This is a genomic window from Bacillus sp. Brlt_9, from assembly GCF_051948935.1.
Lineage (GTDB): Bacteria > Bacillota > Bacilli > Bacillales > Bacillaceae_G > Bacillus_A.
On the sequence record NZ_JAYJLO010000001.1, the window covers coordinates 1,127,651 to 1,140,659 of the forward strand.

The following is a 13,009-nucleotide window of genomic DNA, read 5'->3' on the forward strand; positions in this document are numbered from 1 at the left end:
TACGAAAGAATGAAGCAGGATGCAAAAAAAGTCGCATCGAATATAAAAAACTTTGAATGAAAGGAAGGGAAATGGCATGTATCAATCTAAACAATTAATAAAGTCATAAAAAATTTTATCAACACATATTAACAAAATGTGACAATAATCTATTAACGAATCGTAATTTTTGTGTTAATATTCAAAATATAAAGGGTGTTCGTCGCATGGAAATGGAGGGAATGGAGGTTTTTCCAATCGATAAGGATATTAAAGAAGTATTTTGTTCGCACTTGAAAAACAACAGGCACCAATTCGTTGAGAACTGGAAAAACAAAATGATAATTTCCGATAAAGATCCATTTAGACTAGAAGCAGTTCAAAATGGAGAGGATTTATTAGAGTTTATTATTGAACTTACTATGGAAGAAAAAGATATAAATTATCTTCAGCCATTATGCGAGAAAATAGCTATTGAACGTGCAGGAGCAGATGCGAATATAGGTGATTTTGTTTATAATGCAAATGTGGGAAGAAATGAGCTTTTCGAAGCGATGTGTGAGTTAGATGTTAGTGCACGCGAATTGAAACCAATTATGGCCCAAATACATACTTGTTTTGATAAATTAATTTATTACACTGTTTTAAAATACTCGGAAATTATTTCAAGAAATTTAGAGGAAAAACAGCAGTATATTAATGAAACACATAAAGAAAGGCTGACGATTTTAGGGCAAATGTCAGCTAGTTTTGTACATGAATTTCGTAACCCGCTTACGTCCATTATGGGATTTGTCAAATTATTAAAGGCAGATCATCCTAGTTTATCGTATTTAGATATTATTTCGCATGAATTAGACCAATTAAATTTTCGTATTTCACAATTTTTACTCGTATCGAAAAAAGAAATGTGGAATGAATCAGAACGATTTTGGCTTAATGACTTGTTTCAAGATATTATACAGTTCTTATATCCGAGTTTGGTCAATGCGAATGTTTCGATTGAAAAGAATTTACCGTATCCAATTCCGCTTACTGGTTATCGCAGTGAAGTGAGACAAGTATTTCTAAATATATTAATGAACTCAATTGACGCTCTTGAATCAATGAAAGAAGAACGAAAAATTATCATTGATGTATTTGAAGAAGATCAATCGATTCGCATTGTAATAAAAAATAACGGGCCAATGATTCCAGCAGAAAATGTAGAAACGATTTTTGAACCATTTGTAACTACTAAAAAGTTAGGAACTGGTATTGGATTATTTGTATGTAAACAAATTGTAGAAAAACATAATGGGTCCATCATGTGTCGTTCAGATAACGATTGGACAGAATTTCAAATTGCATTTCAAAAATAAACAGTCTACACCAAATGAATGGTGTAGACTGTTTTAATTCGTAAGTATAACGGCTTCTAATTTTGGATCTTTCGTTGAATAACCTAAAATTGAAATGGTATAAATGATGTTCGGTTCGACTTTGAAATCCGGTATATTTAGCAAGACGCTTGGATTATCTGCGAGTGAAACTTCAATATCTGCTGTACCAGGGCTAACTTCTAAAAAATCCGTAATTTGTTTAAAGAGTACATTTTCAAATAAATGATCTCCGCCTTTTAAATCTACATTTACAACAGGAGTATCTGGAGAAAAATGCGCAAATCGTATTTTTGCTTGGCCAGCTGGCAAATGTGTATTATCAAGCATTGGTTGTAATTGTAGATGGCTATCGCTATTTATTGCGGCAAAAGTATAAGTGTGATTTCCCATTATCGGTACTAAAGCTGAAAAGATGGGAGTTTCATTTCCGACAGGAACAATATCTATGCGGTATTTACCTTGCACTAACGTTAAATAGGGACTAAATTGTTTAAATGAAATATTTTTAATTACTTTTTGCCCATTAACTAAAACGTCAACCACGGGTGTATTGGAAGAAGAGTGAAAAAACCTTATATGTGACGGTAAAGCAGCTTCTTGTGAATCTCTTTTTTCATAAGCCTGTACAAGTTTCGTAAGTGCATCGTAATATTTCATATATAGTTCTGCATATTTCTTTGGATTTTGAAATTGATAGTAACGAGCGAGCTGCTCGTAACGTGCAGCTTCTTGTCCATATTTTTCGATTTCAGATTGAGACATGAACATTCCTCCTTTGTCATCATTAAAACTATATGCTTAGCAAGAACGAGATTATGCGAAAGAATGATTTTTTAAAAGAATAAAATGGAAATTTAATAAAAAATATCTTTAATAGATAAGTGTAGGTTAGGTGAGCGGGAGTTATAAATTTCTAGATGATACAGCAATATTTCATCTATATTAGGTACACAGCATGTATTTCGAAATAAAAAACCTTAAGAGTGTAACAGGTGGCATATCGAAAATAAGTCTTAAAACTATGGTTTTTTTAAATTATGGGCAAATACACATACAAAGTGATAATTGTCCTACATAAATTATAAAGGAAAGGTAGTTTGAAATTGAGGAAAGGAATGAAAGCTTGGGATGGGGATATCCCGCAAGGAATTGTGAATGAAGTTATGGACGATTTTGTGCTTAATGCTGTAGGATGAATTTTGAATTTGTAACATTATTTTTTCTATTTACGTTAGCAAGTGGCGGTATTAACCGATAAAAGAGCGTCGTGCCGAACTGATTAATATGGTTAATCGGTTCTTTTTTTATTGCATAAAACAGAGGGGAATGAATATGAATTATTGGCTTCTTTAAAAATAATTGCTATGCATTTAGTAGGTTTAATTGTCGAGATTTGTTTGAAAATATGCAATATAAAGTAGGAGAATAGGAAGGAGTTTAAAGGGAGTTTCGTCGAAGTTTACACAATGTCGGCGTTTGAGGGAAGCTGGCATTATGCTAGAAAAATATTTAGTGAAGTATTAATTTTATATAAGGGAGGGTTATTTGAGCGTATAGATAAGGATTGGTCTTCGTTTTAAGTTCTGAATTTTCTGTTTTCGAAATAATATTTAGCACTCATTTGTATATTTTATAATAGTTTTTTGATAAATTCACTGCTTTCGCAGAGGGTTCTTTTTTATGAAAGAAACGTCAATTTTCTTCATATATATATACAAATTGGAGAAATGGGGGAGCGCTATGCGCGATTACTTAATTAAACCACTTGTTGGTCAGCCGTATCCAATGATTTCACATGGAAAAGGTGTGTATTTGTATGATCAAAACGGAAATAAATATTTTGATGGCTCGTCAGGGGCAATTACGGCAGGTATTGGGCATGGCGTAAAGGAGATTGCGGACGTTATAAAAAAGCAGGCAGAGGAGATTGCATTCGTTTATAGATCACAGTTTACGAGTGAACCTGCTGAAAAATTAGCGAAGAAATTAAGCGATTTAAGTGTAGGAGATTTGAATTGGAGCTTTTTTGTGAATAGTGGTACGGAAGCCAATGAAACTGCTATGAAAATTGCAATTCAACATTTTCAAGAGCGAGGTATTCAAGGGAAGCATAAAATTTTGTCACGATGGATGAGTTATCACGGTATAACGATGGGGGCCTTATCAATGTCTGGGCATCCATTGCGCAGACAACGTTTCGTGTCAATTTTGGAAGATTATCCAACTATTCCAGCTCCATATTGTTTTAGATGTCCTGTGCAAAAAGTATATCCTACTTGTCAGCTTGCTTGTGCAACTGAACTAGAAAGATCAATTGAAAGGATTGGAGCAGAACATATTGCAGCTTTTATCGCTGAACCAATAATTGGAGCAGCTGGAGGCGCAGTCGTTCCGCCGAAAGAATATTATAAAGTCATTAAAGATATTTGTAGTCATTACGACATTTTATTTATTGCCGATGAAGTAATGACTGGACTTGGTCGTACTGGCGCATGGTTTGCGATGGAGCATTGGGGTGTAGAACCGGATATTATGACTCTTGGTAAAGGTTTAGGAGCTGGGTATACACCGATGGCAGCGACGATTGTAAGTGACCGTGTTATGGAGCCGATTTTACGAGGATCGCGTTCTGTTATGAGTGGGCATACGTTAAGTGCAAATCCATTATCTGCAGCAACAGCTTTAGCTGTTATTGAATATATGGAGAAACATAATCTACCTGAAAAAACAGCAGAAAAGGGAGAATATTTAATAAAAGGATTACAGAAAGTGCAACAACAATCGACAATTATAGCTGATGTGCGCGGGAAAGGGTTGCTAATCGGAGTAGAATTGCAACCGTTTACAAAGGCGTCGGAACTTATTTCAGTTGCAGCTAAAAATGGTCTCCTTTTATACCAAGCTGTTTCAGGGCAAGCAGGAAAAGAAGATAGTGCACTGCTTGTGGCACCGCCAATGACAACTACATATTCGGAGTTAGATGAATTACTTTCAATTTTTGCAAAAAGTGTAGAAGAAATGATGCAAAAAGGAGGGCATAGTATCGCATGACAACTATTACGAATACATTCGATAAAATAAAAGAAATAGAGGAAGTAATTTCTTTGTTCCATGATGATATGACATTAATGTTTGGGGGATTTGGAGGGATTGGATCCCCTCCATCTTTAATACAGGCAATTTTAGAAAAAGGAATTACAAATTTAAATTTAATAGGGAATGATACGGGATTTCCTGATGTAGGAATCGGTCGTCTCGTTACGAATGAAAGAGTAAAATCATTAATTACTTCTCATATCGGTTCAAATCCAAATGCAGGAAGACAGCTAAACGAAGGAAGGTTACAAATTGAGTTTTCTCCTCAAGGAACATTAGCAGAGCGTATTCGCGCTGGTGGTGTAGGGCTTGGTGGCGTATTAGTTGATGTAGGTGTTGATACGATTGTAGAAGAAGGAAAACGTACAGTTGAAATGAATGGTAAGACATATTTAGTTGAAACAGCATTAACTGCTGAGGTTGCGATTGTATATGCGAAAAAAGCGGACCCGTTCGGTAACCTTGTGTTTGACAAGAGCGCGCGTAACATGAATCCTCACGTTGCTATGGCCGGGGATATAACGATTGTAGAAGCAGAAGAAATTGTTCCACTTGGAAGTCTAGATCCAGAAGAAATTGTTGTCCCAGGAGTATTTGTAAATTATATCGTACCGTCGGAAGGAGTGAATTGGAAATGGGTATGGGCGTAGAAGTGAGAGATAAAATTGCTAGACGTGCGGCGAAAGAAATACAAAATGGTATGATCGTAAATTTAGGTATCGGTATACCATCGCTCGTACCAAATCATTTGCCAGACGATATAAATGTTATGTTTCATGCGGAAAATGGAATTGTAGGTATGGGACCTACGCCAAGCAAAGGAAATGAAGACGAAAACTTATGTAACGCAGCAGGTTTGCCGACTTCTCTTATTACTGGAGCGAGTTATTTTGATAGCTGCACAGCGTTTGGGATGATTCGAAAAGGTTTACTAGACATAACAATTCTCGGTTCGTTACAAGTAAGTGAGAATGGTGATTTAGCGAACTGGATTGTTCCAGGAAAACGCGTTCCTGGTATTGGAGGAGCGATGGATTTGGCACAAAAAGCAAAGCGGGTCGTTGTTGTGATGAACCATGTCGATAAATACGGAAATGCAAAAATTGTTTCGGAGTGTACGTTACCATTAACTTCAAAGAAATGTGTAGATTTAATAATTACGGATATGGCAGTTATGGAAGTGACGCCGAGTGGACTTATTTTACAAGAATTAATGAGCCCATACACAGTGGAAGATATAAAAAAACATACAGAAGCGAAGTTTGAAATTGGCTCTAACTTACTAGTAATTGAATGAGGGGAGATGTAATATATGGAGCAATTAAAAAAACAAGTTTGTGATTATATTGAGAGTCATGAAGAGGAAAGCGTAAAGTTTTTAAAACGATTAATTCAAGAAAAGAGCGTATCTGGTGATGAAAGTGGTGCGCAGGCAATTGTAATTGAAAAATTACGTGAGTTAGGTTTAGATCTTGATATTTGGGAACCTTCATTTTCTAAAATGAAAGATCATCCATATTTTGTATCACCGCGTACAAGTTTTTCAGATAGTCCGAACATTGTAGCAACCCTTAAAGGAAGTGGCGACGGGAAATCTATGATATTAAATGGGCATATTGATGTTGTACCTGAAGGAGATGTGAATCAGTGGGACCACCATCCTTATAGTGGTGAAAAAATAGGAAATCGTATATATGGCCGTGGGACAACGGATATGAAAGGCGGCAATGTCGCACTGATGCTTGCGATGGAAGCGATTATTGAATCTCGTATTGAATTAAAAGGAGATATTTATTTTCAAAGTGTAATAGAAGAAGAAAGCGGCGGGGCAGGAACATTAGCGACTATATTACGAGGATATAAAGCGGATGGTGTTATTATTCCAGAACCAACAAATATGAAGTTTTTTCCGAAACAACAAGGGTCCATGTGGTTTCGTCTACATGTGAAAGGAAAAGCAGCACACGGTGGAACACGTTATGAAGGGGTAAGTGCAATTGAAAAAAGTATGTTTGTTGTAGACCATTTGAGAAAGCTAGAACAGAAGAGAAATGATCGAATTACAGACCCGTTATTTAAAGGAATCCCGATTCCAATTCCAATTAATATTGGGAAAATTGAAGGCGGGAGCTGGCCAAGTTCTGTTCCTGATTCGTTAATTTTAGAAGGAAGATGCGGTATTGCGCCGAATGAGACTATAGAGGCGGCAAAAGAAGAGTTTGAGAATTGGATCGCTGAATTAAATGATGTGGACAATTGGTTTGTTGAAAATCCTGTAGAAGTAGAATGGTTTGGTGCGAGATGGGTTCCTGGTGAACTAGAAGAAAATCATGAGTTAATTACAACACTCGGTCATAACTTTGTTGAAATCGAAGGGAACAAACCAATTATTGAAGCATCTCCGTGGGGGACTGATGGAGGTTTATTTACACAAATCGCAGGTGTACCAACGATAGTATTTGGCCCAGGAGAAACGAAAGTAGCACATTATCCAAACGAATATATAGAAGTTGATAAAATGATAGCTGCCGCAAAAATCATTGCATGTACATTACTAGATTGGTGTGAGGTGAAAAAATGAAATACTATGAATCTTTTAGAGAGCAGACGAACAGCTATACAGTAGAAGGCGTTTTGGACTATTTTAATAAACGTATTCGAGTAGACCACTACACGGGAAATATTGAGAGGATTATCCAAACAATTGATGAATTAGCAGAGAAACATTCTTTCACTAAATGTATTTTTAAAGGAAAGGGAGAGCATGTTTCAACATGGCTCTCTTTCGGTTTTTTATTGGAAGCGACAATACCACATTATTTCCAAGGTCACGATGCATACTTTTTCGTGAAATTTAGTAATGATGAAAGACGAAATAGTATACATTGGGCTGAGGAGGATACCATCTTAAGCGCTGTAAAAGCAAAAGAAGTAAAGGAAAAAATAGTCCCAGAGAAATTTCTATTAAGAAAAGCGACAGAAGAGGATGCAGAAGAATTAGCAACTGTATTTGGAAAAGTATTTGAAGTTTATCCGACTCCTTTAAACGAAGCAAGTTATGTAAAACAAACGATGAAAGAAGACGATACAATTTACTATGTGTATGAATTCGAGGGGAAAATAATTAGTACAGCATCTGCAGAAATGAATATAAAAGAAGGAAATGCAGAATTAACGAATTGTGCTACTTTACCCGAATATCGTAAACATGGGTTTATGAAAAGCTTATTAATTAAATTAGAAGAAGAACTACAAGAAAGATCGATTTTCTGCTCTTATACAATTGCTCGATCGCTTTCTTTCGGAATGAATGCGGCTTTTCATCAGTTAGGTTATACGTATTCAGGGCGCCTGGCGAACAATTGCTACATTTTTGATAAGTTGGAAGATATGAATATATGGGTGAAAGATTTGTCTAAATAGTACGGTGAAAATAGAACGGAATCGTCATGCTTATAATCGCACATAGGTATGCCGAAAATTCGGCATGATATTTGCTGAATTTTCGGCAAGAGGGGGGATGACATTGCTAGCAGTTTCGACACAAGAAGTCATTGAAGCGATTTTGGGCAGTATTGATGAGGCTATACACGCAGTAGATGAAAATGGTATTACAATTTTCTATAATACTGTAGCTGCAAAACACGATGGTTCAAAAATTGAAAAAGTGTTAGGTAAACATTTGTTAGAAGCGTTCCCTTCTTTATCTAGGGAAACAAGTACATTGATGAAAGTGTTAGATACAAAAAAACCAATTGTTCATCAAGTGCAGCATTATCAAAATTTAAATGGAGAAGACATTTGTACAGTAAATACGACGTTACCTATTTTTATAGATGGAAATATTGCTGGAGCTGTTGAAATTGCAAAAGATTATTCCACTGTACAAAAGCTTACGGATACAATCGTTGATTTGCAGTCGAAAATAAAGCGGTCATCTAGAAAAAAAGCAATCAAAAAGCATGTTGCATTTGAGACGATCGTGACGAATGATGCAAGGTTTAAACAGACGAAAGAATTAGCACAAAAAGTAGCCCCAACTGATGCGAATGTTTTAATATATGGGGAAACAGGAACCGGGAAAGAGTTATTTGTACAAGCAATTCATGAAGCTTCTAAACGGAAGAACAAGCCGTTTATTGCACAAAACTGTGCAGCTTTGCCGGAGTCTCTATTAGAAAGTCTATTGTTTGGAACAACGAAAGGTAGCTATACTGGGGCAATTGAACGAGCGGGATTATTTGAACTTGTAGATGGAGGGACATTGTTTTTAGATGAACTGAATTCAATGCCGCTTGATTTACAAGCGAAAATGCTACGTGTATTAGAAGATGGTGTTATTCGTCGTATTGGTGATAATAAGACGAGAAAAGTAGATGTTCGCGTTATTACCGCAATGAATCAGCCACCAGAAATATGCTTAAAAGAGAATAAAATTCGCACTGATTTATACTATCGATTAAATGTCTTTTCATTATATATTCCGCCGCTCCGTGAAAGAACTGAAGATGTATTATTATTAGCGTCTTATTTTTTGAAAGAATATAATAAAAGTTATAAAAAAGGTGTACTTCAAATGGATAAGGAAGCGAAAGAAAGATTACAAGCTTACCAATGGCCTGGAAATGTTCGGGAACTAAAACATACAATTGAACATGCTGTCATAATTGCAGAAGGGAATACGTTAACAGCTAATTGTTTACCACGTACATTTCGGAAAGAGAATCTTCCGAAGAAGAAGGGTATATTGCCTCTTAGAGAAGCACTTCATCAAACGGAAAAAGAATTAATAGATCAAGCGTTAATTGAAACGGAAGGGAATATATTACAAGCTGCAAAAATGTTAGGTATCCCTCGTCAGACGCTTCAATATAAACTGAGTAAGTACGACAAAACCGCCGAATAGTTGGCGGTTTTTGTGTGTTTGCACCAATAAAAGAGCGTTTACATATATAAAAAGTAATGAATATGATAGTATGTATGGATTTCATTCAGTGCTTAAAAATATTTTTTCGCTTATGTAATTGGGTTCTCCGTACATTTACTTATCAATAAAGTAAAGTTGGCATAACTATTGCTTATATAAAGGATGAGCGTATAAAAAGGGGGAATAGCAATGTTACATGATGTATACAAACCAAATCGTCACTGGAAGGATATCGAGTTGTGGAAGGATGTTACTGAAGAACAATGGAATGATTGGGTTTGGCAATTAACGAATACGATCAAAACTTTGGATGACTTAAAGAAAGTGATTAATTTAACACCTGAAGAAGAAGAAGGTGTTAAAATTTCAACAAAAACGATCCCGTTAAATATTACACCGTACTATGCTTGGTTAATGAATCCTGATGATCCACGCTGTCCGATTCGGATGCAATCTGTACCGATTTCGGAAGAGTTATATAAAACAAAATACGATTTAGAAGATCCGCTTCATGAAGATGAAGATTCACCAGTTCCAGGGTTAACACATCGTTATCCTGACCGTGTATTATTCCTAGTAACGAATCAATGTTCTATGTATTGTCGTTACTGTACACGCCGTCGTTTTAGTGGACAAATTGGAATGGGTGTGCCGAAGAAACAATTAGATGATGCAATTGGTTACATTCGTGATACACCACAAGTACGAGATGTATTAATCTCTGGTGGTGACGGTCTTCTTATTAACGATAAAATTTTAGAATATGTATTAAAAAATTTACGCGATATTCCGCACGTTGAGATTATTCGTATCGGAACGAGAGCACCAGTAGTGTTCCCACAGCGTATTACAGAAAACTTATGTAACATTATTAAAAAATACCATCCAGTATGGTTAAATACACATTTCAATACTTCTATTGAAATTACTGAAGAGTCGAAAAAGGCATGTGAAATGTTAGCGAATGCTGGTGTTCCAGTCGGAAACCAAGCAGTAATTTTAGCTGGTATTAACGACAGCGTGCCAATTATGAAAAAACTAATGCATGACTTAGTAAAAATCCGTGTACGTCCATACTACATTTATCAATGTGACTTATCTGAAGGTATTGGTCACTTCCGTGCACCAGTATCTAAAGGTCTTGAAATTATTGAAGGTTTACGCGGACATACGTCTGGTTATGCAGTTCCAACATTCGTTGTTGATGCACCAGGAGGAGGCGGTAAGATTGCACTTCAGCCAAACTATTTAATCTCACAAAGTGCAGATAAAGTTGTACTTCGTAACTTTGAAGGTGTTATTACAACGTATCCAGAGCCAGAAAGCTACATTCCTGGAAGAGCAGAAGGATACTTTAAAGAAATCTATCCGAACTACGAAGAAAAACGTTCAGATGTTGGTATCGCAGGCCTTATGAGTGATAAGAAATTTAACCTCGTTCCAGACGACTTACAGCGTATGAGCCGTCGTAAAGACTACGAAGATAATGAAACGCATGCATCATTAAAAGATAAACGTGATAAGCGCGACCAATTAAAAGATAAAAAATATCAAGCACAAATGGCTAAATTAGAAGAAAACGACAAAAAAACTGAGGGTGATGCAGTATGAATTGTATGTGGTGTGACAGTACAGAAGCGAAAGAAAGCTTGAATACTGTATATTGGGAATTACCAGATGGTACGAAAGCCATTGAAATCCAAGAGACACCATGTATTTCTTGTTCCTCATGTGGTATGGACTATCAAGCAGATCAAACAGTGAAAGAAATAGAAGACCAATTGTTTCTAATTTATACGAAAGATTTACCAAAACAACTAACATATGAAGAATTAATGGGAAGACCACGTCTATTAAAAAGAAATTATTTCGATTTTTAACCAGCTTTTATGCTGGTTTTTTTCTTTTTTGCCTTGTATAATGTACCCAAGTTAGAAAGGTAGGGAATATTTTTGAAAAAGACATTTTACCACTATATGATGAAGCATCGTGCAGCTTTATTTAGTAATGAAATTTCGAATTTAGCAGAGGCAATGTATGATGATTTAAGTTTTCCGAAGCAATCTGAAGACTATGATGAAATTAGTTCATACTTAGAATTAAGCGGAATGCTAGAGAGTATGTCTATATTTGATGAAGCTTGGGATTTATACATACAAGAAAGATAAAAACTATATGAAATTTTTGATGAGAAGCTAGTCTATTTGCTAGCTTTTTTTACGTTGTAAATAAATTTTCATATGGTGATATTTTTTATTGAAAAAATTTATGAATATACGCTTCTGTGATAAGCGTTTTTATGTAGGTTGCATATACTGTTATCAAAATCACGACGTCAAAAAAAGGAGAGATATAGATGGCAAGGAAAAAGCAACCTAAATATAACGTAGGGGACATAGTCGTGATTACGCTATATGGAACCGTTGGTAAAATCACAAATATGAAGGTTTTAGATGGAGTTTACGTTTACGAAGTAAATAATCACGATGGCTTTTACGTAGAGCAAACGTTGCAGCACGTTTCAGAGCAAGATATGAAAAAAGGTGAAACTGAGTGGATTGAATTAAATTATAATTTCACATTTGGTGATCTCGTGCAAGTAACAGGATACGATAAAGATGTGTTTCGAATAGTTGGTTTTCGTACAGAAGTATGGAGATATAAAAATGACGCATGGGAAGATACAATATATGAATTGTCACGAATTACGGATGGTGAATGGTTAGAAGCGGATGAATCAGATTTAACGTTACTTGCCAATGCTCAAACGGCAAATGCAATTTTGAAGAAAATGAAACAAGATAAAGCTGGTATGAATAAATTAGATTTAGGAAAATTAAAGTCAATTAACAACTCAAAAAAAGTGAGTGTTAAGACAAATCGTCAAGAAATCATTGATGGATTACTTGATATTTATAACGATTATCAATTGTTATTCGATACATTTAAAGATGAAGAGTACAAAATTGTTATGGATGTTGTTCATAATTATTTAGTTAAATTGACAGAGAAAAAATAGTTAACTAGAAAGAGAGAATAAATTGAACAACAACATATGCAGTATAAGGTATGCCTACAATTATTAAAAAAATAAAAAGCCATTTAATAAGAGAGTCTGCCCATTGATCTTCATGCATGAACTCTTCTTTTGTTTGCCCTACTTCTTGTTTTTCCTCATATTGGTATTCCATAATAAAATCCCCCTTTTTGATAGCTTGTACTACCATCGTATGCATCTCGTCCAAAGGGTATAACCTAAAAAAAAGAAAAACTATTTTTCTAATCTCATATACATATTTTTGAGATTTTTTCATAAAACAGAAATAAAGGAGTGATGCTCATGAAGGAAATTGAAGTCGTAATTGATACGGAAGAGATTGCGGAGTTTTTTTATGAGCAATTAATTGAAAGGGGATACGTCCCAAAACGAGAAGAAATTGAAGATCTCGCAGACATTACATTCGAGTATTTATTAGAGAAATGTATGATTGATGAAGTTTTTGATGAAGAGGATGAGTGAAAGTAACGACGGGCTTAACTCGTCGTTTTTTTACTCTTTACAAACTTGTCACAAACATAGTCGGTAATTATTGGTATAATTAAAAGAAAATTTTACTCAAGAGGT

14 protein-coding genes are annotated in these 13,009 nt (G+C 35.3%); 12 read left to right on the forward strand and 2 right to left on the reverse strand.

The genetic code is table 11. The features are described from left to right. The first annotated feature begins 206 nt into the window (after nucleotides 1–206). Nucleotides 207–1,340 carry a BA2291 family sporulation histidine kinase gene (locus tag VF726_RS05730; RefSeq protein ID WP_440166549.1) on the forward strand — a complete coding sequence of 378 codons (1,134 nt, stop codon included), beginning with the start codon at nucleotides 207–209 and terminating at the stop codon, nucleotides 1,338–1,340. Between the two features lie 33 nt (nucleotides 1,341–1,373). Here VF726_RS05730 and VF726_RS05735 read toward each other — a convergent pair whose 3' ends face one another. Beyond that, nucleotides 1,374–2,123 (reverse strand): DUF4397 domain-containing protein, encoded by a 750-nt coding sequence (locus VF726_RS05735; protein WP_440166551.1) that lies wholly within the window; start codon nucleotides 2,121–2,123, stop codon nucleotides 1,374–1,376. A 978-nt stretch (nucleotides 2,124–3,101) separates the two neighbouring features. Here VF726_RS05735 and VF726_RS05740 point away from each other — a divergent pair. The 10 genes from VF726_RS05740 to VF726_RS05785 all read left to right on the forward strand — a co-directional run bounded on the left by VF726_RS05740 (nucleotide 3,102) and on the right by VF726_RS05785 (nucleotide 12,403). Then, the gene (locus VF726_RS05740; protein ID WP_001205889.1) at nucleotides 3,102–4,412 is read left to right on the forward strand and encodes an aspartate aminotransferase family protein; all 1,311 of its coding nucleotides are present in this window, start codon (nucleotides 3,102–3,104) and stop codon (nucleotides 4,410–4,412) included. Continuing rightward, nucleotides 4,409–5,107, forward strand: a complete 699-nt coding sequence (gene atoD / locus VF726_RS05745) for an acetate CoA-transferase subunit alpha (RefSeq protein WP_440166553.1) — start codon at nucleotides 4,409–4,411, stop codon at nucleotides 5,105–5,107. The genes VF726_RS05740 and atoD overlap by 4 nt, the downstream gene beginning before the upstream one ends. Further along, the gene (locus VF726_RS05750) at nucleotides 5,092–5,754 is read left to right on the forward strand and encodes a CoA transferase subunit B (protein ID WP_440166555.1); all 663 of its coding nucleotides are present in this window, start codon (nucleotides 5,092–5,094) and stop codon (nucleotides 5,752–5,754) included. The genes atoD and VF726_RS05750 overlap by 16 nt, the downstream gene beginning before the upstream one ends. A 15-nt stretch (nucleotides 5,755–5,769) precedes the next feature. After that, a complete protein-coding gene (locus tag VF726_RS05755) occupies nucleotides 5,770–7,038 on the forward strand; it encodes a peptidase (RefSeq protein ID WP_440166557.1) in 1,269 nt (422 codons plus the stop codon). Continuing rightward, nucleotides 7,035–7,880, forward strand: coding sequence for a putative beta-lysine N-acetyltransferase (gene ablB / locus VF726_RS05760; RefSeq protein ID WP_440166559.1), 846 nt, complete (start codon nucleotides 7,035–7,037; stop codon nucleotides 7,878–7,880). Before VF726_RS05755 ends, ablB begins: the two co-directional genes overlap by 4 nt. Before the next feature lie 97 nt (nucleotides 7,881–7,977). Then, nucleotides 7,978–9,363: an arginine utilization transcriptional regulator RocR gene (rocR, locus tag VF726_RS05765; protein WP_440166561.1), complete on the forward strand. Its 1,386-nt coding sequence runs from the start codon at nucleotides 7,978–7,980 to the stop codon at nucleotides 9,361–9,363. A 210-nt stretch (nucleotides 9,364–9,573) separates the two neighbouring features. Next, on the forward strand, nucleotides 9,574–10,995 hold the full coding sequence (ablA, locus tag VF726_RS05770; RefSeq protein WP_440166563.1) for a lysine 2,3-aminomutase: 1,422 nt from the start codon (nucleotides 9,574–9,576) through the stop codon (nucleotides 10,993–10,995). Beyond that, the gene (locus VF726_RS05775; RefSeq protein ID WP_000995761.1) at nucleotides 10,992–11,264 is read left to right on the forward strand and encodes a YokU family protein; all 273 of its coding nucleotides are present in this window, start codon (nucleotides 10,992–10,994) and stop codon (nucleotides 11,262–11,264) included. The genes ablA and VF726_RS05775 overlap by 4 nt, the downstream gene beginning before the upstream one ends. 72 nt (nucleotides 11,265–11,336) lie before the next feature. Then, the gene (locus tag VF726_RS05780; protein WP_000750725.1) at nucleotides 11,337–11,552 is read left to right on the forward strand and encodes a YozE family protein; all 216 of its coding nucleotides are present in this window, start codon (nucleotides 11,337–11,339) and stop codon (nucleotides 11,550–11,552) included. A 188-nt stretch (nucleotides 11,553–11,740) separates the two neighbouring features. Further along, entirely contained in the window at nucleotides 11,741–12,403 is a 663-nt protein-coding gene (locus tag VF726_RS05785) for a hypothetical protein (protein WP_000101496.1), read from the forward strand. A gap of 4 nt (nucleotides 12,404–12,407) precedes the next feature. On the opposite strand, the gene VF726_RS05790 is transcribed toward VF726_RS05785, so the two are convergent. Continuing rightward, a complete protein-coding gene (locus VF726_RS05790) occupies nucleotides 12,408–12,575 on the reverse strand; it encodes a DUF3930 family protein (RefSeq protein WP_087956367.1) in 168 nt (55 codons plus the stop codon). Between the two features lie 149 nt (nucleotides 12,576–12,724). On the opposite strand from VF726_RS05790, the gene VF726_RS05795 reads away from it, so the two are divergent. After that, entirely contained in the window at nucleotides 12,725–12,904 is a 180-nt protein-coding gene (locus VF726_RS05795; protein ID WP_000658451.1) for a YozD family protein, read from the forward strand. Nucleotides 12,905–13,009 lie beyond the last annotated feature (105 nt).